This is a genomic window from Collinsella aerofaciens (genome assembly GCF_015554145.1).
Lineage (GTDB): Bacteria > Actinomycetota > Coriobacteriia > Coriobacteriales > Coriobacteriaceae > Collinsella > Collinsella aerofaciens_AA.
The window spans coordinates 35,596-53,041 of sequence record NZ_JADNHZ010000021.1; the positions used below are offsets into that span (position 1 = coordinate 35,596).

19 protein-coding genes and 1 pseudogene are annotated in these 17,446 nt (G+C 62.7%); 15 read left to right on the top strand and 5 right to left on the bottom strand.

Annotation, left to right across the window (positions count from 1 at the left end; all coding sequences use genetic code 11):
* Nucleotides 1-6 precede the first annotated feature (6 nt).
* The 4 genes from rpmC (at nt 7) to rplX (ending at nt 1,305) form a co-directional block, all read left to right on the top strand.
* Nucleotides 7-222, top strand: a complete 216-nt coding sequence (gene rpmC / locus I2E13_RS08625; protein ID WP_006235039.1) for a 50S ribosomal protein L29 — start codon at nt 7-9, stop codon at nt 220-222.
* Between the two features lie 16 nt (nt 223-238).
* On the top strand, nt 239-499 hold the full coding sequence (rpsQ, locus tag I2E13_RS08630; RefSeq protein WP_006235040.1) for a 30S ribosomal protein S17: 261 nt from the start codon (nt 239-241) through the stop codon (nt 497-499).
* Nucleotides 500-617: 118 nt separating this feature from the next.
* Complete coding sequence (rplN, locus tag I2E13_RS08635; protein ID WP_006235041.1) at nt 618-986, top strand: 50S ribosomal protein L14; 369 nt, start codon at nt 618-620, stop codon at nt 984-986.
* Nucleotides 987-999: 13 nt separating this feature from the next.
* Entirely contained in the window at nt 1,000-1,305 is a 306-nt protein-coding gene (rplX, locus tag I2E13_RS08640) for a 50S ribosomal protein L24 (RefSeq protein ID WP_006235043.1), read from the top strand.
* Nucleotides 1,306-2,072: 767 nt separating this feature from the next.
* Here rplX and I2E13_RS10980 read toward each other — a convergent pair.
* Together I2E13_RS10980 and I2E13_RS10985 are read right to left on the bottom strand one after the other, a co-directional pair.
* The gene (locus tag I2E13_RS10980) at nt 2,073-2,174 is read right to left on the bottom strand and encodes an IS3 family transposase (protein ID WP_271817630.1); all 102 of its coding nucleotides are present in this window, start codon (nt 2,172-2,174) and stop codon (nt 2,073-2,075) included.
* 292 nt (nt 2,175-2,466) lie between these two features.
* Nucleotides 2,467-2,574 (bottom strand): annotated as a pseudogene (locus I2E13_RS10985) (hypothetical protein); the annotation flags it as partial.
* Between I2E13_RS10985 and I2E13_RS08650 the strand changes: the two are divergent.
* From I2E13_RS08650 to I2E13_RS08685, 8 genes are all read left to right on the top strand, one after another.
* Nucleotides 2,531-2,932, top strand: coding sequence for a phosphorylase family protein (locus I2E13_RS08650; RefSeq protein WP_199569833.1), 402 nt, complete (start codon nt 2,531-2,533; stop codon nt 2,930-2,932). The pseudogene I2E13_RS10985 and the gene I2E13_RS08650 sit on opposite strands and share 44 nt — an antisense overlap.
* 141 nt (nt 2,933-3,073) lie before the next feature.
* Nucleotides 3,074-5,815: a PRD domain-containing protein gene (locus tag I2E13_RS08655; RefSeq protein ID WP_195404834.1), complete on the top strand. Its 2,742-nt coding sequence runs from the start codon at nt 3,074-3,076 to the stop codon at nt 5,813-5,815.
* 123 nt (nt 5,816-5,938) lie between these two features.
* Entirely contained in the window at nt 5,939-6,412 is a 474-nt protein-coding gene (locus I2E13_RS08660; protein WP_055287016.1) for a PTS system mannose/fructose/N-acetylgalactosamine-transporter subunit IIB, read from the top strand.
* A 9-nt stretch (nt 6,413-6,421) separates the two neighbouring features.
* Nucleotides 6,422-7,207, top strand: a complete 786-nt coding sequence (locus I2E13_RS08665; protein ID WP_117563755.1) for a PTS mannose/fructose/sorbose/N-acetylgalactosamine transporter subunit IIC — start codon at nt 6,422-6,424, stop codon at nt 7,205-7,207.
* Nucleotides 7,208-7,209: 2 nt separating this feature from the next.
* The gene (locus I2E13_RS08670) at nt 7,210-8,043 is read left to right on the top strand and encodes a PTS system mannose/fructose/sorbose family transporter subunit IID (RefSeq protein ID WP_117563754.1); all 834 of its coding nucleotides are present in this window, start codon (nt 7,210-7,212) and stop codon (nt 8,041-8,043) included.
* A gap of 26 nt (nt 8,044-8,069) precedes the next feature.
* Nucleotides 8,070-8,468 (top strand): PTS sugar transporter subunit IIA, encoded by a 399-nt coding sequence (locus I2E13_RS08675; RefSeq protein ID WP_117629220.1) that lies wholly within the window; start codon nt 8,070-8,072, stop codon nt 8,466-8,468.
* Nucleotides 8,469-8,480: 12 nt separating this feature from the next.
* Nucleotides 8,481-9,605, top strand: coding sequence for a glycoside hydrolase family 172 protein (locus I2E13_RS08680; protein ID WP_172676343.1), 1,125 nt, complete (start codon nt 8,481-8,483; stop codon nt 9,603-9,605).
* 79 nt (nt 9,606-9,684) lie between these two features.
* The gene (locus I2E13_RS08685; RefSeq protein ID WP_199408853.1) at nt 9,685-10,569 is read left to right on the top strand and encodes an ROK family protein; all 885 of its coding nucleotides are present in this window, start codon (nt 9,685-9,687) and stop codon (nt 10,567-10,569) included.
* A gap of 116 nt (nt 10,570-10,685) precedes the next feature.
* Here I2E13_RS08685 and I2E13_RS08690 read toward each other — a convergent pair whose 3' ends face one another.
* Nucleotides 10,686-10,928, bottom strand: a complete 243-nt coding sequence (locus tag I2E13_RS08690; protein WP_229057907.1) for a hypothetical protein — start codon at nt 10,926-10,928, stop codon at nt 10,686-10,688.
* 598 nt (nt 10,929-11,526) lie between these two features.
* Between I2E13_RS08690 and I2E13_RS08695 the strand changes: the two genes are divergently transcribed.
* Together I2E13_RS08695 and I2E13_RS08700 are read left to right on the top strand one after the other, a co-directional pair.
* Nucleotides 11,527-12,606 carry a Gfo/Idh/MocA family protein gene (locus I2E13_RS08695; protein ID WP_195404836.1) on the top strand — a complete coding sequence of 360 codons (1,080 nt, stop codon included), beginning with the start codon at nt 11,527-11,529 and terminating at the stop codon, nt 12,604-12,606.
* Between the two features lie 3 nt (nt 12,607-12,609).
* On the top strand, nt 12,610-13,356 hold the full coding sequence (locus tag I2E13_RS08700; protein WP_195404837.1) for a DeoR/GlpR family DNA-binding transcription regulator: 747 nt from the start codon (nt 12,610-12,612) through the stop codon (nt 13,354-13,356).
* Between the two features lie 116 nt (nt 13,357-13,472).
* On the opposite strand, the gene I2E13_RS08705 is transcribed toward I2E13_RS08700, so the two are convergent.
* Complete coding sequence (locus I2E13_RS08705) at nt 13,473-14,132, bottom strand: RluA family pseudouridine synthase (RefSeq protein WP_231501551.1); 660 nt, start codon at nt 14,130-14,132, stop codon at nt 13,473-13,475.
* 15 nt (nt 14,133-14,147) lie between these two features.
* On the bottom strand, nt 14,148-16,643 hold the full coding sequence (locus I2E13_RS08710) for a U32 family peptidase (protein WP_195404838.1): 2,496 nt from the start codon (nt 16,641-16,643) through the stop codon (nt 14,148-14,150).
* 298 nt (nt 16,644-16,941) lie between these two features.
* Between I2E13_RS08710 and I2E13_RS08715 the strand changes: the two genes are divergently transcribed.
* A complete protein-coding gene (locus I2E13_RS08715) occupies nt 16,942-17,319 on the top strand; it encodes a RidA family protein (protein WP_089572469.1) in 378 nt (125 codons plus the stop codon).
* The last annotated feature ends 127 nt before the right edge of the window (nt 17,320-17,446 follow it).

A 17,446-nucleotide genomic window follows, 5' to 3' on the forward strand; every position in this document is an offset into this window, starting at 1 on the left:
GAACTAATGAAGCCCGCAGAGATTCGTGAGCTCTCGGACGCTCAGCTCGTTGAGAAGCTGAAGGAAATGCGCGCCGAGCTCTTTAACCTTCGTTTCCAGATGGCCACCAGCCAGCTGGACAACACCGCTCGCGTCAACACCGTGAAGAAGGACATCGCTCGCGTCCTCACGGAGCAGCGCGCCCGCGAGATCGCAGCGGAGAAGTCCGCTGTCGCCGAGTAGGACCTAAGGAGAGAACATGACTGATTCGCGTAACTCGCGTAAGGTCCGTACGGGTGTCGTTACCTCCGTCTCCGGTGCCAAGACCATTGTTGTCACCATCACCGAGCGCAAGCGTCACCCCAAGTACGGCAAGATGATGACCAGCTCCAAGAAGCTGCACGCTCACGACGAGGAGTGCACGGCTGGCGTGGGCGACACCGTCCGCGTTATGGAGACCCGTCCTATGTCCAAGATGAAGCGTTGGCGCCTCATCGAGGTCGTCGAGCGCGCTAAATAAGCAGTCGCTCTTACGACTTGTACGTTTCCGAAGATGTGCGTATGCCTGGCTTGCATACCACGGGCCGTATAAAGGCTGCGCACCTCTCTTCGGTTCTTAGTTCGGAGGAACATCTACCATGATTCAGATGCAAACCATGCTGAACGTCGCCGACAACTCCGGCGCTCGCAAGATTCGCTGCATCAAGGTGCTTGGCGGTTCCAAGCGTCGTTATGCAGGCATCGGCGATGTGTTCATCGGTGCTGTCCAGGAGGCTACCCCTGGCGCCAACGTCAAGAAGAAGGACGTTGTCCGTTGCGTCGTCGTTCGCACCGTTAAGGAGATCCGCCGCAAGGATGGCTCCTACATTCGCTTTGATGAGAACGCCTGCGTTGTCATCAACAACGATGGTTCGCCCGTCGGCACCCGTATCTTCGGGCCCGTCGCTCGCGAGCTTCGTGACAAGAAGTACATGAAGATCGTCTCGCTCGCTCCCGAGACCCTGTAGTTAGGGGAGATATATGTATATCAAGAAGGGCGATAAGGTCCAGGTTCTCTCTGGTAAGGATCGCGGCAAGCAGGGCGTTGTCCTGCGTGCTCTCCCCGCCGAGAACAAGGTCGTTGTCGAGGGCGTTTCGGTCGTCAAGAAGGCCGTCAAGCCCAACGCTGCCAACCAGCAGGGCGGCATCGTTTCGCAGGAGGCTCCCATCGACGCCTCCAACGTCAATCTCGTCTGCCCCGAGTGCGGTAAGGTTACCCGCGTCGGTCACGAGAAGGACGGCAAGAACAAGCTGCGCGTCTGCAAGAAGTGCGGCCACAAGTTTTAAGCTGCCCGCAACATCAAGTTGCTAGCAAAGGCCCGGATGCCACGGCACCCGGGCCTTTTTCTATCCCCACTCGATGGCTTCGGTTCTGCCGTCCCGTCATTCCGGTTGCATCCAGTTTTCGGTGCCGTCTCGAATCGAGTGCCGCCAGGTGACACCCTGTCGCGTTTCGTCGGCTTCGGGGACAAAAGTCGGGACAACTCCAAAAACTATTTTCGAACTCAGGGCTTTGAGTTTTTGTTTTTGTCCCAAAGGGCGCGGCGGGATGCCTTTGGAGGCTCGATAGCGCCGAAAACGCCCGTTTTGAAACTTAAATGCCTTTTCGCGTGCAAGCCGCCAGCTGCAATAGGAAGTGAATCAACGCAGGTGGCTTTCAAGCAGTTTGCAAAACTGCAGGTCGCAGGTCTTCATTGCCAGTAGGAGAAATGAGTAGTCTCAGGTGGCTTGCCCATGAGTTGACGAACGGGATTTGAGATTACGCTGACGTCCGGAAACGCTTCGAGCACGGCGTTACGTTTTTGGGGTTTGGGCGTAGCCCCTGCACCCGCGAGCGCGGGCCTTAAGCCCGCCGAGAGGGTGACGCGTCGAAAACGAAGGGGAAAGAGAGAAGGGGCCGTCCCTATCATTCAGGTTGCGACCGAAGAAGACAAGGAGACCCCCTGAGCCTGAATGATGCCCCACAGACCGCGTCCGACCGAGCTCAAGCCGAGCTTTTCCTGACGTCCGCCTTCGCGAAGATGATGGCTGGATTGGCTATGGATTGGCAACACTTATTTGGACGATTCCGGGAGGGACGGCCCCACCTCCCTGAACTCGACCGGCGACATGTAGCCCAGCGTCGAGTGGATCCTGAAGTTGTTGTACCAGTGCACGTAATCCAAGAGCTTGGCTCGGAGCTCGCGCGTCCCTCCTCGGTCCTTCGGAGTGGCCGACGATCTCCCCGTTGCAGAGGTCGACGAGCAGGCAGACGTAGTTCCACGACGCCCCGACGCGCACGCAGACCAAGTCGCTGCATATATGGGTGCACGGCGCCCTGCCGCCGAAGCCGCGCGCGACGACGTTCGACACGTCGGCCTCGTTGACCGCCCCGGGGTGCACCTTGAACCTCTTCCTGCCGTATGCGCCGGCCAGGCCGTTCTCCCTCATGATGCGGCAGACGCGGCGCCGGCTGACGGTAACGCCCGACCTCCCGGGCGACGCCTTGATCTTGCGCGATCCGTTCCGGCCCTTGCTGGCGGCGTGCGCCGCCGCGGCCGCCGTCGCCCCCGACATTAAGGTCCTCAAGGGCCGCGTCGTCTCCGGCGACCAGTTCGTCTCGCCCGCGGAACAGAAGGAGCGAATCCTCGCGACCTTCGGCGACCTGTGCTGCGAGATGGAGGGCTGCACCATCGCGCAGGCCGCTTATCTCAACGGCGTGCCCCTCGTCGTCGTGCGCGCCATCAGCGACAAGCCCTGCGCCGAGGGCCGGGTCGTGACTACAACACTTTCGAGAAGAAGGCCGCCTGCGACTGCGCCCGCATCGCCGCGCGCATGGTTAAGCTTTAGGCCCTGCGCGCCGGGGCCCTTCTTTATGTTGGGACCCCGGCGCGCCGGGCCCTTTCCAAAGCGAAGTGTCGAGCCGAAGTGTTGAGCGTCGGCCCTGAATGTTCAATGGCCGTTGTTTTCTGCCCCTCAAGTGGTGGACTTTTCCTCGGAGCTGTTGATTCCCCCACGCGCCCCCTTCCGTTCTCTGTTCTCCCCTTATACTCCTTGTACGAGGAGGTAAGAAGTCATGGACAAGACCACACAGGACAGCTTGGCAAAGAAACCCGTCGACATGAGGGACAGGATTCTCGAGCATCTCGAGGCCCTCACCTCTGCCGTCTCGCTCGACGACCTTGCCCGTCTGTCCACCTCCGACATCGCCGAGACGCTCATCATCTCCAGGAGCCTGGCGAGCCAGTACCTCAACGACCTTGTTCGCGCCGGCCTTGTGGTTAAGGTGGCGGGCAGGCCTGTCCGTTATTTTCATCGCCGCGCGTTCCAGAAGCGTTTTCAGGTAAAGCTCTCTACAAGCGAGTACGCCTCGCTCGCCGACCTCATCCAGGCGACGGGAATCGCCGATCACCGCGACTTCGCGCGTGCCGTTGGCTTCGACCTGAGCCTCAGCTCCGTTGTCGAGCAGTGCAAGGCTGCGGTTCAGTACCCTCCGTTTGGCCTGCCCATCCTCTTGAGCGGCGGCGTGGGTGTCGGTAAGTCTTTCCTTTCTCGCCTTGTGTACGAGTACGGCAAGAACCAGGGCTTGCTGTCCCGCGACTCCTCCTATGTGCGCATCGACTGTGCCGGGGTCCCGGACGCCGCCTCGTTCAACGGGCTTCTTGACGAGTCGATCGCGAAATCGCACGGGGGTGTGGTCTTTGTCAACGGCATCGAGACACTCTCTCCCTCTGCGATGGAGCACTGCCTTGCGACGGCTCTCGGGCTCGATGCCTCCCAGGATGCGCCGCGCGCTCGCCTCGTTCTTTCGACGACGCTTTCCGCCGATGACCTGAAGGTTTCCTCGGCCTACAGCAAAATGCCCATCTGTGCCCGCGTCCCCTCACTCAAGGAGCGGACCCCCGAGGAGCGCGAGGATCTCATCTTGAGCTTCCTACGCAGCGAGGGGTGCCGAATCGGTTCTGATGTGAAGATCAGCCGCGGCGCATACCGTTGCCTCGTGAACGCGGACTTTTCCGATAACATCGCCGGCTTGCGCGCCTGCGTGACGAACTGCTGCGCCAAAGCGTTCCTCAATCGCGAGGGCGACTACGTCGTCGTTCGCCCGTATCTTCTTCCCAGTGGGCTCCTCTCCACCGCGCAGATCGATCAACAGCCCGACGATGGCGTTCTGATCGACGCGTCTCTGGATGCCGCCGAGAGCACAGGGCCGGTCGAGCAGGCGCTCGATGCCCTGTGCTCCCTCGATGAGCGATTCTGCGCCGGGGAGCTTTCTGTCTCCGAGCTCGTCTCGCAAGCTGTCTCCGCTGCGCGCGGCGTTGAGGATCACTTGATCTTCGGCCGCGGCGTTACCTCCTCGAGGTCGCGCGCCTTCGAGCGCGTCGTGGGCGCGGTCCTTGCCGACGCAGGCTCTTCTTATGGCATCGAGCTTTCGAGGAAGGTCGCTTTTCTACTGGCCCAGGAGATTTGCCTGCAGTTGTGGCCGGGCATCGGCCTGGCTAAGCGAAAGTCTGCCTGTGCGGAGCAAATCTCCCATCTCCTCGGTGCCGTGACCTCCGAATTGCCGTTTGCCTCGAGTGTCTCCGATCAGGTCGCCGCAGACGTGGAAGGGGCGCTTGGAATCTCGCTCGATCACTTCACGAAGACGCTTCTGACGCTGTGCGTCGCATCGGAGTCTCGCGATGCGAAGGCCCTTCGGACGCTCTGCGTCATCTTGTCCCACGGCTACTCAACGGCGACGAGCATCGCCGACGCGGCGAACCGTATGCTCGGCATGCATGTGTACGAGGCGGTCGACATGCCCTACGACCAGCAGCTGAAGGACATCGTCGGTCCGCTCCAGCGCCTCGTCGACCGCCATTCCTACTGCACCGGGGTCGTGTTCCTCGTCGACATGGGCTCCTTGGAGGAGGCCTATAAGGCCCTCGAAAACGTTACCGACTCCACTATCGGCGTGGTGAACAACGTCTCTACCGGTCTTGCGCTCGAGATCGGGGTTGGGCTGCTCGGCGGCAAGTCCATCGCCGAGGTTCTTGGCGACGCGACCGCCGCGTGCGTGACGCACTGCAAGGTGATCGAGCGCGTCAACCGTGAGGACGCCATCGTCTTCTGCTCCGAGTCTGGGGTCGACGCCGCGGAAAGGATACGCCAGCTCGTCTCGCAGAGCCTCCCGCGCACCATAGGCGCGCGCCTGCTCACGAGGCCCTTCAAGCAGCTCGTCGCGAACGGGTCGAACGACGCCGTTTTCTCCGAGCACCGCGTCTGCGCCGTCATCGGCACGGGAGACCCCGGGGTCGCCTCCGTTCCCTTCGTCGCCCTCGAGGACATCATGTCGACGGCGTCCGCCTCTAAGGTTGATGCCGTGTTCGGCAGGTGGCTTGACGCTTCCGAGCTCTCTTCTTTCCACGAGAAGTTGCTCTCGAACATGACGCTGCAGAACGTCATCCGCTCCATCACCATCCTCGACCCGGAGCGGCTATTCCACGAGATCGAGAGCGCCGTGCACGAGCTTCAGCGCAGGACAGGCGAGAAGATCGGCAGCAACGCCATCATTGGGCTCTACGTCCACCTCTGCTGTCTCGTCGAGCGCCTTGTTACCAGAAACCCCATTGAGACCTACGTTGGCCAGGACCGCTTCGAGGAGGAACGCGCCGATTTCATCGAGTCCTTCAGGCAGAGCTTCTCGAGTATCTCGACGCGCTATCGCGTAGAGGTTCCCGTAAGCGAGATCGCATATGTCTTCGACTACATAAGCGTGAGCGCCGCCCCGGCGCGAGAAGAGCGCCTCGGCTCCTCGGACCTCCTGCTCGACGAGTGACCTTCCCCGCGCCGCCGCGAGCTGACCGCGCGTCCTCAATAATCCGATAACCCCTTGCCCGGCGCGAATCCGGATAGCGCCGAGGCAGTACCGAACGTAAAACTTCATTTGATAGGAGCAAACATGAGTGTTGTTATGGCACGAATCGACAATCGCCTGCTTCACGGCATCATCGTGACGCAGTGGGCCCCGGTGTCGGGCGCGACCCGAGTCATGGTCATCGACGACAAGGTCGCCGGCGACGAGGTCCTGAAGTCCACCATGAGGATGGCGCGCCCCGCGGGCATGGCCGTCTCGATCATCTCCGAGCAGACCGCGCTCAAGAACTTCGCGGCGGGCAAGTACGACCGCGAGAAGGTCTTTGTCATCGCCAAGGAGCCCGAGACGATCCTTCACCTGGTCGAGTCGGGCATCGAGCTCCCGTCGCTGATCGTCGGCGGCTCTCTTGTCAAGGAGGGCGGCGTCCAGCTCACCCAGCGCGCCTATGCCTCCGCCGAGAACGTCCAGAGCTACAAGGCGCTCATCGCCCGCGGCGTCAAGGTGACGGCACAGTTCGTGCCCGCCGACAAGCCCGTCTCCGTCGCCGACCTCATCTAAGGAGGGATCATGGTCAACTTCACTATCCTGCAGGTCGTCCTTTTGACCCTGCTGGCCTTCATCAAGCACGTGGACTACTACGGCATCCCGATGATCTTCGTCAACTATGCCGTCTTCTGGGGCCTTATCACCGGTGTCGTCATGGGCGACTGGCAGACCGGCCTCGTCATCGGCGGCACCATCCAGCTCATGCAGCTCGGCGTCGCGGGCTTCGGCGGCTCGTCGATTCCCGACTACGGCACGATGGCCATCATCGCCACAGCCTACGGCGTGACCCTGGGCGCGGACACGGGCCTCGCCATCGGCCTGCCGGTCGGCATGCTCGGCATCCAGCTCGACGTCATCGTCAAGATCCTCAACGGCTTCGTCGTCGAGAAGTCCCAGAAGTTCTGCGACGAGGGCAAGTTCAAGCAGATGAACGCCATCCTGTGGGTCTGCCCCGTGCTCTTCGGCCTGTGCGCCGCCCTGCCCGTCTTTGTCTCCGTGACCCTCGGCCAGCCCGCCGTCAACTGGCTCCTCGAGGTTATGCCCCAGTGGTTCCTTTCCGGCCTCACCCTCGCCGGCAAGATGCTCCCGGCCGTCGGAATCGCGATGCTGCTGCGTTACATGCCCACCGGCAAGTACTTCCAGTACCTGCTCGCCGGCTTCTTCCTCTCGGCCTTCCTGAACGTGCCCATCATCGGCGCCGCCATCGTCGGCTTTGCCCTCGCGATCGCGTTCTACCAGCGCGCCGAGAGGGACACCGAGCTCGCCGCCCACGCTTCCGCAGACGCCTTCATCGGAGAGGATGAGTAACCATGGAAAACGAGAACATCACCGCCGTCGCCAAGGGCAAGCCCTCCGGCTACAAGGTCACCAAGAAGGACCTGCGCAACGCGAACTGGCGCTGGCTCATGAGCGTGTGCACCTTCAACTACCAGACCCAGCAGGGCGCCTCAGTCGCCTACGCCCTCTCGCCGGTCCTGAGGAAGATCTACACGAACGACGAGGACTATAAGCAAGCGCTCAACAACCACTTCCGCTACTACAACACCCAGCCTTGGCTCGCCGCCATCATCCTTGGCGCCTGCGTGGCCATGGAGGAGCGCGACGGCCTAGCGGCGGCGGACGCCGTCCAAGACCTGAAGATCGGCACCATGGGACCGCTCGCCGGCGTCGGCGACTCCCTGCTCATGACCATGATCCCGACCATCATGGGCTCCATCGCCGCCTACATGGCCATCGAGGGCAACCCCGTGGGAGCCGGCATCTGGTTCGCGCTCATCCTGGCCATCTTCTGGGTCCGCATGCACGCCCTCGAGTTCGGCTACAAGCAGGGCGTGAAGCTCGTCACCGACTTCAGCGAGAAGCTTCCCAACCTCACTGCCGCCGCCTCCGTGCTCGGCCTCACCGTGGTCGGCTGCCTCATCGCCTCGGTCATCGGCGTCACCTGCCCGATTAGCTTCAGCTTCGGCGACGTCGCGATGGAGATCCAGCCGCTGCTCGACAAGATCCTGCCTGCCATGATCCCCGCCGCCATCACGGGAAGCGCGTATTACCTTCTTACCAAGAAGAACGCGAGCATGACGGCCCTCATCCTCGTGGTGATTGTCCTCGCGATGGTCGCCTCCGCCGCCGGCATCCTCGCTTAGCTTCGACCCAAGAGATTGGTGAATCAATGAGAAAGATAGTTGTGGCGAGCCATTCCCTTCTCGCCCAGGGCTTCAAGGACACCCTCGAGTTCCTTACGGGTAAGGGCGACGCCGTCAACGCCGTGTGCGCCTACGTGAACGACAACGGCGAGGGGCTCGACGCGGCGGTCGAGGCGGCTCTTTCGGGCACTGACGAGGTCGTCGTCCTTACCGACGCGTTCGGCGGCAGCGTGAACCAGCGCTTCTCCCGCTTCGCCTCCGACCGGATCCACGTGATCGCGGGTGTCAACCTCCCGCTCGCCATGACGGTCGCGCTCGCGCGCCCCGACGAGAAGCTCGACTTCGATGCCCTCGTCAACGAGGCGCGCCAGCAGATCATCTACGTGAACGGTGTCAGTTCTGCCGAGTGCGACGACGACGAATAGAGGAGGTCGACGATGAGAGAGTTCCTTAAGGACGTGTGGATGCACGGCGGTGAGGAAAGCCGCGCCATCACCCCCGAGAACATCACGGGCGAGAAGGGCCGCGCCGCCATGTCGGCCAGCCACCTCGGCGTCGGCCGCAAGGGCTCGTGCTGCGTGCCCCTTGAGTCCGGCGAGACCATCACGCTCGCGGACATCGAGGGCCCCGGCATCATCCGCCACATCTGGATGACCGTCCCCGACAAGACCGCCGCCGGCAGCTTCGTCATGCGCGACCTCGTGCTGCGCTTCTACTGGGACGACGAGGAGACCCCCTCGGTCGAGTGCCCTGTCGGCGACTTCTTCTGTAACGGCTTCGGTGAGCGCGCCATTGTCAACTCAATGCCCATCTGCGTGAACCCGACGGGCGGCATGAACTGCTACTTCGAGATGCCCTTCAGGAAGCACGCCAAGGTCACGCTTACGAGCGAGCACCCCGGGTTCATTAAGTACATCTTCTACACGTTCAACTACGCGCTCACCGACGTGCCGGACGACGCCATGTACTTCCACGCTCGCTTTAACCGCGAGCGCAGCACCCGCAGGGGCGTCGACTACACCGTGCTCGACGGCGTGCGCGGCAAGGGCTACTACGTCGGCACCTACATGGCCCTGTGCGCCCTGGAGCGCTATTGGTGGGGCGAGGGCGAGATGAAGTTCTTCCTCGACGGCGACGAGGAGTTCCCCACGGTCACCTCGACGGGAGCCGAGGACTACTTCGGCGGTGCCTGGGCCTTTCTCGACAGGCCGCCCCACGCGCTGCCCGAGGCGCAGTGCTTCAACACGCTGTTCGCCGGCTACCCGTACCGCTCGACGCGCGACGCCACGCGCGACCGCTTCAGCGCGGGCAAGCCGAACCCGAACCCGATGCTCGCGACCAACGACGACGCGCTGCCCAGGCACGGTCTCTACAGGTGGCACCTTCCCGACCCGATCTCGTTCAAGGAGGACCTGCGCGTGACATTCCAGGACCTCGGCAACGACGACATCAAGCTCTACGAGCGCGAGGACGACATCTCCACCGTCGCCTACTGGTACCAAAGCGAGCCGCACGCCGTGCTCGCCCCGTTTGCCGCAAGGCAGGACCGCGTGCCCAGGTAGGGTCGCCTCGAAACATGCCAACGTTATGGGCGCCCGCGGTTGACCATGGCTGCGGGCGCCCCTTTGCAAGGAGGATCACATGAGCGAAAAGCAAATGAGGCTCGGCGCCCTCGAAGCCGGCGGGACCAAGATGGTCTGTGCCGTGGTGTCCGGCGACGGCGAGGTCCTCGACCGTATGGAGACCCCGACGCTTGCGCCCGCCGAGACCGTCCCGCAGATGATCGAGTGGTTCGCCGCCCGCGATGTGGACGCGTTGGGCATCGGCGCCTTCGGCCCGACCTGCGTCGACCCCGCCGACGAGCGCTACGGCTCCATCCTGCAGACCCCCAAGCTCGCGTGGCGAGGCTATGGTCTTCGCGCCGCGTTCGCCGACGCCCTCGGGATTCCGGTGGCCTACGACACGGACGTGAACGTTGCCTGCCTCGGCGAAGTGGTCTTCGGCTGCTGCAAGGGGCTCGAGGACGCCGTCTACGTGACCATCGGCACCGGTGTGGGCGCGGGCGTCATGTGCGCGGGCAGGCTCCTTCACGGCATGCTGCACCCCGAGGCCGGCCACATGCTGGTAAGGACCCGTCCCACCGAGGAGGGACGCTGCGTCTGCCCGAGCCACGCGAACTGTCTCGAGGGCCTCGCCTCCGGCCCCGCCATCGCCGCGCGCTGGGGAAAGCCCGCGGCCGAGCTCGCGGACAACGATGAGGTGTGGGCGCTCGAGGGGGATTATCTGGGGCAGATGTGCGCGAACCTCGTGCTCATGTACTCGCCTCGCCGCATCGTCCTCGGCGGCGGCGTGATGCACCAGGAGCAGCTCTACGGCATCGTCCGCAAGAAGACCCTCGAATATCTGGGTGGCTACATCCAGACCGCCGAGCTTAAGGACATGGAGAGCTACATCTGCGCCCCGGGCTGCGGCGGCGACCAAGGAATCCTCGGCGCGGCCGAGCTGGCAAGAAGGGCGCTCGCGTAACTTGCGCTCTCTCCGCCATACAACGCGTTAAGAAAAGACGAGCGCTTCTTGCCAATTGAGCGGCAAGAAGCGCTCGTCTTTTGCATTTGTTCTTGGGGCAGGACGCCCCGCCTCCGCTAGAGTCCCTGGACCGCCACACCCACGAGGTTTGGACCGGTGTGGACAAGAAACGCGGGGCTGATGTCGGAGCGGACGACCTCCACCGCGTTGGCCACGCGCTCGCACAGGGCCTGCTCCATGCGGTCGTAGAGGTCGGCGTGGGCCGAGGTGCAGCTCGCGGCAAAGCGCACCTTGGGGTGCTTCTCGACGATGGCGGCGATGAGCTTGACCTCGGTGCGATGCGGTACTTGCACAGCCATTTCGTGTGCGCGAGGCTGTTGGCTTTCTGGGCCACAGCAATCACCTTCCCCTTAGTATGATGGCCTGAACAATCCTCATGCTAGGGGGAAGGTTTTTGTCGCGTAGCGGAAATTGGCCTCCACCCGCTGAGCGGGTGGCTTTCTATGCCGCGCGTGCCGCACGGCACGGACTAAAGTCCATGAATAAAACGAGGAAGGCCACGTCCGGCCTCCCTCGCAAAGAGTCTCTGATTGCTCCCACTCATTGGGGACAGACTTAAATGAGTGCTCTTGAAATGCCGGCGCCTGGGGACGTTCTTTTTCTGTCTGCAGTTTGGGACGGTCCTTAGAGCTGCAGCGCGCCATGAGCGACGAGGCGAAGCGGATCATCCTGTCTTTCGAGTTCTAAGCAGAATTCCCCGTCTCTGAGTAATGATTAGTGCGCATTTGTGCGTATTTGCGTGCGTAGGATTGCGTGACCATGCGTGTATAAGCGCCGTCTGCGGCTGTATTATGACCATTTGGCGGTTATATACGCAAAAGTACGCACATACGCGCTAATTTGTGCGAATATAGAGATGGCAGAAATGTTAGACGCTCCATGACCCAGGAGGCACATATGGCAGATTCCAAGCAGGTTCCACTCGACTCCGCGGCAGCAGCAAAGGCAGCGTTCGCTTCGGTCCAGGACAAGCCGTTCCCCGAGGACATCTTTACGGCTCCCGAGCTTCGTTGGGCTGTGATCGGTTGCGGTGTTATCGCCAACCAGATGGCCCAGTCCCTCGCTCTGGCCGGCCGCAAGCTCGCGGGCGTTGCCAACCGTACGCTGTCCAAGGCCCAGGCTTTTGCCGAGCAGTATGGCGTCGAGAAGGTGTATGAGACGGTCGAGGACCTCTACGCCGATCCGGACATCGACGCCGTCTATCTCACCACGCCGCACAACACGCATATCACCTATCTGCGTGCCGCGCTGGCCGCCGGCAAGCACGTGCTCTGCGAGAAGGCCATTACCCTCAACTCCGCCGAGCTCGACGAGGCCCGTGCCATCGCCGACGAGCACAACGTGGTCCTTATGGATGCCACCACGGTGCTCCACATGCCGCTGTATCAGGTGCTGCGCCGTCGCATGGATGCTGGCGACTTTGGCCGCATGAACCTCGCCCAGCTTAACTTTGGCAGCTATAAGGAGTGCGGCGACCTGACCAACCGCTTTTACAACCGTAGTCTTGCCGGCGGCGCCATGCTCGACATTGGCGTGTATGCGCTCTCCGTCATGCGCCTGTTTATGGCCAGCCAACCCGCCGAGGTCGTGTCTCTGGGCAATACCTGCGAGACTGGCGTTGACGTCGCGGGTGGCATTGTCTGCCGTAATGCCGAGCAACAGCTGGGCGTCGTGAGCCTTACGCTCCACTCCAAGCAGCCCAAGCGCTCGGTCATCAGCTTCGATAAGTGCTATGTCGAGGTCAACGAGTATCCGCGTGCAGACCATGCGACCGTCGTGTGGACTGCGGACGGTCACCGTGAGGAGGTCCACGCTGGCACCGAGGCCTACGCGCTGTGCTACGAGATGGCCGACCTGGAGAAGGCCGTTGCTGGCGATGATTCGAAGCGCGAACTTCTGGGCTATGCTTCTGATGTTATGGAGCTGATGACCAAGCTCCGCGCCGATTGGGGAGTCGTGTACCCCGAGGAGGAGTAAGCGATGCTTGCGGAAGATAGGCTCAACGCGATCGTGTCGATGGTGCAGCAGACCGGCTCGGTTACCGTGCCGGAGCTTGCCGAGGCCCTGGGCGTGACACCGTCCACCATTCGCCGTGACTTGCAAACGCTCGACCGCGCGCACCGTATCGCCAAGGTGCACGGAGGCGCGACGAGTCTGGAGCGCGCTCACGTGACGCGCGACCTGACGATCAGCGAGCGCAGTGATCTCCATAACGATGACAAGGAGCGCATCTGCGCCCGCGCCGCGGCCCTGGTGGAGCCCGATAGCTTTGTGTATATCGATTCGGGCTCCACGACCCTCAAGCTCATCGAGCATCTTCCGCATCTCGACGGCGTCACCTATGTGACCGATTCTGTGCTCCATGCCCAGCATCTCGCCCTGCGCGGTATGCGCGCCGTTGTGCTGGGTGGCGAGCTCAAGCCCGATACCGAGGCGCTCGTCGGTCCCGATGCCTTGGCAACCCTGGACCGCTATAACTTCAACTGCGGCTTTTGGGGTTCCAATGGCATCGCCGCCGAGCAAGGTCTCACCACGCCGGATATCGAGGAAGCCCAGGTCAAGCGTATCTCGATGCGTCATACCGCCAAACGCTTCGTAATCTCGGACGCCAGTAAATTTGGCATGGTGGCGCCCGTCAAGTTCGCGGACTTCCGTGACGCAACGATTATTACCGCAGGCGATGTCCCTGCCAAGTACCGGGCAATGGACAACGTCATCACGGTCTAACAGCAAGGGACGGGCTAAGGCCAAAACCACCGCGAAGGGGCAGGAACCTTTGTGGTGGTTTTGACGTTTGTCCAGATAAAACCTGCCAAAATAAACCTGTCCCTTTTTGGCAGGTTTTAGGGCTCCCAGGGGCAGGGGGCTTCGATGTGGATGTGCTCGCCGGTTACGGGATGCGTAAAGGACACGCTGTGGGCGTGGAGCATGAGGCCACAAGGACGCGGCGTCCCGTACAGGTCGTCGCCCACCAGGGGATGGCGCTCGCTCGCCAGGTGCACGCGAATCTGGTGTTTGCGGCCGGTGAGCAGCTCGACATCGATATACGAGCGCGTGGGCAGGCCGCGGCGGCTCTTAAGACGCTTGAGCACCTTCACGCGCGTTTGAGACGGCTTGCCGCTGGCGCCGACGCGCATCTTTCGGCTGTCGTGACGGTCGCGGGCGATGGGCTTGTCGATGAGCTTTTCGTTCCAGTCGATCTTGCCCTCGGCGAGCGCCAGGTAGTGCTTTTCGAACGCGTGGTCGATGATCATCTGGTCAAAGGCGGGCTGCGTCTGCTTGTCGAGTGAGAACAGCACCACGCCGGTGGTGTCACGGTCCAGGCGATTGAGCGGCTGCATGTCGGTCGCGGCAAAGCCGTCGCCCATCGCCAGCAGCAGGTCGCTGGCGTAGTCGGTAAGTGTGCGCTCGCCGGTGCCGTCACCGTGGACGATCATGCCGGCGGGCTTGTCGATGGCCATGAGCCAGGCGTCGCAGTATAGGACTTGAGGTTCTTCGTTCACGTGTAAGCCTTTCGGTTAGCTAATTCCCACAAACATGCAGCCCGAGGTGGCGCCGCGCAGGCGGGCGGCCGGCTTGCGGCCGGCTTGAGCCGCCTCGACGGCGCGACGGACGCGAGCGACGGCACGGCCAATCTCATCGGCCTCGAGCAAGGTTCCGTCGACCATAAGACGACGCACGCCGGCATCGAGCAGCTGCGGAACCTGCGGCGTGAGGTCGATGGGGTAGGCGTCGTACAGGCGTGAGCGGCCGTGGATGTCGGTACGCACCGGCATGACCTTGCCGTCGATATTCTTGAGCGAGAGCTTGCGGGCACGCAGGCGGCAGTTGGCACAATCGTGGATGCAGCCGTTGGCAACCTGCAGAATGCAATGCTCGCTTGTCATGACGCGCGGGCGGCCAAAGACGGTGATCCCCAGAGCCGCGGGCGCGGCGGCGCCGAGCGAGACAATCTCGTCGAGCGTGATCTCGGGCGAGAGCCAAAACGCGCCGGCTCCGCGTTCGGCGAGTGCCTCCATGCAGGGCGTGTTGTGCACCGGCAGGCAAGAGCGAATCTCGGCCGTGGCGCCAACCTGGGCGGCCAGGGCAAGCTCAGAGATGTTGCCAATAGCGACCGTGGCGCCAGCAACAACCCATGGGTCAACGCGGACGTGGTCAACGGCGCGGCAGACCTCGTCGAGTATGGGTACGATGCCCTGCTCAAACGCATCGGCGGGGGAGAGTTCGGCCGCATCGAGTGCGTCGGTGGTCATGTAGATGCGCGTTGCACCCTCGGCGCGAGCGGCCTCGGCGGCCTCGAGCGAGGTGACGGTAGCGCAGATCTGCGGCTCATCGCGGTAGTGCTCGGGCGCGGGGCGGGAATCATTGGTGACAATCGCCGGTAGCTCGAGCGTGCGGGCGCGCTCCTCGTACGGTGCCAGAATGGCCTCTTCCAGCGCCTTACAAGCGGCGGCGCGCACCTTGTGCACGGCGGAAAAGCCCATGCCGCAACTCTCGTCGAGGGCCACGTCAAAGCTCGCTGCCTCAAAGGGCGAGGAGCCCATGCGGCCCACATGCTCAACCAGGTCTGCCGCCTCGACGGCGCGGGTCTTGGCGGCCTCGACGGTGAAGCCCGTGGCGGCGGCGGTGAGCGTGGGGTTGTCACAGCAGGTGAGTGTGACGGTAAACGGCTCGCCCAGGCGCGCCACGACGGACACATCAACAGCTCGGCGGCGCAGCACATCGCGCTTGAGCGCGGCGCCGGCGGCGTCGATGGCACGCTGGCTGCGAATCACGCGGACGCGGCAGCCCTCGGGCATGCTACGGGGCACGCGACACTCGATAACATCGCCGGCAGCGGCATCATCGGCGGCGATGGTGGTCAGGAATTGGTCGAACTCATCGTCGTGGCGAAGCTCCAGCAGGTCGCCCTTGCCCACGGGCTCAAACAACTCAATGCGGGCGATGGCGGCGCGGCGACGGCGGTCGTCGGGCTTGAGGCCGCGCACATCTCGGTTGGCCGGGCGGCTGCCCAGCACCGTGCCCACGATCTGGCCGCGGTTGTTGGAACGCTCATAGCTCATCATCTCGTCGCCCGAGGTGCCGTCCTGATAGGCGTGCGTAAAGTCGCGGTTAAAGCAGCGCTTGAGCTGGCGCTGGCGGGCGGCTTTCTCGTCCTTAGAGGTCGAAACATCGGCCAGCATATCGTCAATCTGATGACGATACACGTCGACGATGGAATACACGTAATCGGGAGCCTTCATGCGGCCCTCGAGCTTGAGCGATGCGGCGCCGGCGTCATACAGGCGGCGAACAAGTTGTGAGGTGTTGGTGTCACGCGGGCACAGCGCGCGCTCGCGACCGGCAGGGGAGAGCGAGCGACCGTTCTCGTCGATCAGCTCGTAGGGCAAGCGGCAGGGCTGGGCGCACATGCCACGGTTGGCCGATCGTCCCGCCATGGCAAAGCTCGAAAGCAGACACAGGCCAGAGTAGCAAAAGCAGATGGCGCCATGGCTAAAGACCTCAAGGTCCACATCGGGCGTGGCATCGTGAATGGCGGCAATCTCGTCGATGGAAAGCTCGCGCGAGAGGGTCACGCGGTCGGCGCCCTGCTCGCGGCACCAAAGGGTTCCGCGGTCGTCGTGGATGTTCGCCTGGGTCGAGATATGCGTCTCGATGCCGGGCATCGTGCGCTTGACCTCAAAGAACAGGCCCCAGTCTTGGATGATAAAGGCGTCGGCGCCCAGCGTGGAGCAGCGATGGATGAGTTGCAGCGCATCGCTCATCTCGGACTGCTTGATGACGATGTTGACCGTGACGTAGACGCGCGACCCGGCTAGATGCGCGGCGCGGCAGGCTTGCTCAAAGGCCTCGTCGGTAAAGTTGGTGGCCTTGCGGCGGGCGTTGAAGCTGCCCATGCCGCAGTAGATGGCGTCTGCCCCGGCAGCGAGTGCGGCGGCGAAGGGCTCCGGGCCTCCGGCGGGGGCCAAGAGCTCGGGTCTACGGTTGGTGGTTCGACTGGCGGTTGCGGTCATATCCTGCCTTTCAAAATGCTCAGATACTCAAAAGTATAGTGGCGCCGTCGCGGTAGGCGATGCCCGTGCTCTAAGCGGGATAAAGTCTTCAGCAGCTTGGACTGGCTGCTCCACATGAGAACCGTTCAACGGTCCGGGGAAACCGTTGGGCGATAAAATATTCTCGCAACGTGATAATAATCTTGCATCGCGCGGAAACCTTGAGTACTATCCCAATCAAGCGCGGTGTTCAGACCGAACTGTGCCTCCCGGTGTGAACGCCGCGCTCCCGTTCCCTTTTACTTGTAAGGAGAAAAACATGAGCAAGACCGTCGTGTCTTCCGATAACGCACCCGCAGCCATCGGCCCGTATTCCCCCGGTATCCAGACTGGCAACATGGTGTTCCTGTCCGGCCAGCTGGGCATCGATCCCGCGACCGGCAAGCTGCCCGAGGGTGTCGAGGCCCAGGCCAAGCAGTCCCTCGCCAACGTCGAGGCTCTGCTGACCGCTGCCGGCGCCACGTTTGCCGATGTCGTCAAGACCACGGTCTACCTGGCCGACATCGCCGACTTTGCCGCCGTGAACGAGATCTACGCCTCCAAGTTCGAGGCCCCGTTCCCCGCGCGCAGCGCTTTCCAGGTTGCCGCTCTTCCGGCTGGCGGTCTGGTCGAGATCGAGGTCGTCGCCGCTCTCTAAGGCGTTGGCCACAACTAAACATGACATGCAAAAAGACCCTGCAGCGCGTGTGAACTGCCTCCCATTTCTTGGACATGAGAAATGGGAGGCTTTCTTTATGCGCGTTGATTTGAGAGTGAAGCATGAT

What these genes read in the sequence shown, in the direction of transcription:
- I2E13_RS08710 (WP_195404838.1), bottom strand. Translation starts at nt 16,643, where the DNA reads ATGACCGCAACCGCCAGTCGAACCACCAACCGTAGACCCGAGCTCTTG.
- I2E13_RS08660 (WP_055287016.1), top strand. Translation starts at nt 5,939, where the DNA reads ATGAGTGTTGTTATGGCACGAATCGACAATCGCCTGCTTCACGGCATC.
- I2E13_RS08695 (WP_195404836.1), top strand. Translation starts at nt 11,527, where the DNA reads ATGGCAGATTCCAAGCAGGTTCCACTCGACTCCGCGGCAGCAGCAAAG.
- I2E13_RS08680 (WP_172676343.1), top strand. Translation starts at nt 8,481, where the DNA reads ATGAGAGAGTTCCTTAAGGACGTGTGGATGCACGGCGGTGAGGAAAGC.
- I2E13_RS08670 (WP_117563754.1), top strand. Translation starts at nt 7,210, where the DNA reads ATGGAAAACGAGAACATCACCGCCGTCGCCAAGGGCAAGCCCTCCGGC.
- rpmC (WP_006235039.1), top strand. Translation starts at nt 7, where the DNA reads ATGAAGCCCGCAGAGATTCGTGAGCTCTCGGACGCTCAGCTCGTTGAG.
- I2E13_RS08685 (WP_199408853.1), top strand. Translation starts at nt 9,685, where the DNA reads ATGAGCGAAAAGCAAATGAGGCTCGGCGCCCTCGAAGCCGGCGGGACC.
- I2E13_RS08700 (WP_195404837.1), top strand. Translation starts at nt 12,610, where the DNA reads ATGCTTGCGGAAGATAGGCTCAACGCGATCGTGTCGATGGTGCAGCAG.
- I2E13_RS08675 (WP_117629220.1), top strand. Translation starts at nt 8,070, where the DNA reads ATGAGAAAGATAGTTGTGGCGAGCCATTCCCTTCTCGCCCAGGGCTTC.
- rplX (WP_006235043.1), top strand. Translation starts at nt 1,000, where the DNA reads ATGTATATCAAGAAGGGCGATAAGGTCCAGGTTCTCTCTGGTAAGGAT.
- rplN (WP_006235041.1), top strand. Translation starts at nt 618, where the DNA reads ATGATTCAGATGCAAACCATGCTGAACGTCGCCGACAACTCCGGCGCT.
- I2E13_RS08690 (WP_229057907.1), bottom strand. Translation starts at nt 10,928, where the DNA reads ATGGCTGTGCAAGTACCGCATCGCACCGAGGTCAAGCTCATCGCCGCC.
- rpsQ (WP_006235040.1), top strand. Translation starts at nt 239, where the DNA reads ATGACTGATTCGCGTAACTCGCGTAAGGTCCGTACGGGTGTCGTTACC.
- I2E13_RS08715 (WP_089572469.1), top strand. Translation starts at nt 16,942, where the DNA reads ATGAGCAAGACCGTCGTGTCTTCCGATAACGCACCCGCAGCCATCGGC.
- I2E13_RS08665 (WP_117563755.1), top strand. Translation starts at nt 6,422, where the DNA reads ATGGTCAACTTCACTATCCTGCAGGTCGTCCTTTTGACCCTGCTGGCC.
- I2E13_RS08655 (WP_195404834.1), top strand. Translation starts at nt 3,074, where the DNA reads ATGGACAAGACCACACAGGACAGCTTGGCAAAGAAACCCGTCGACATG.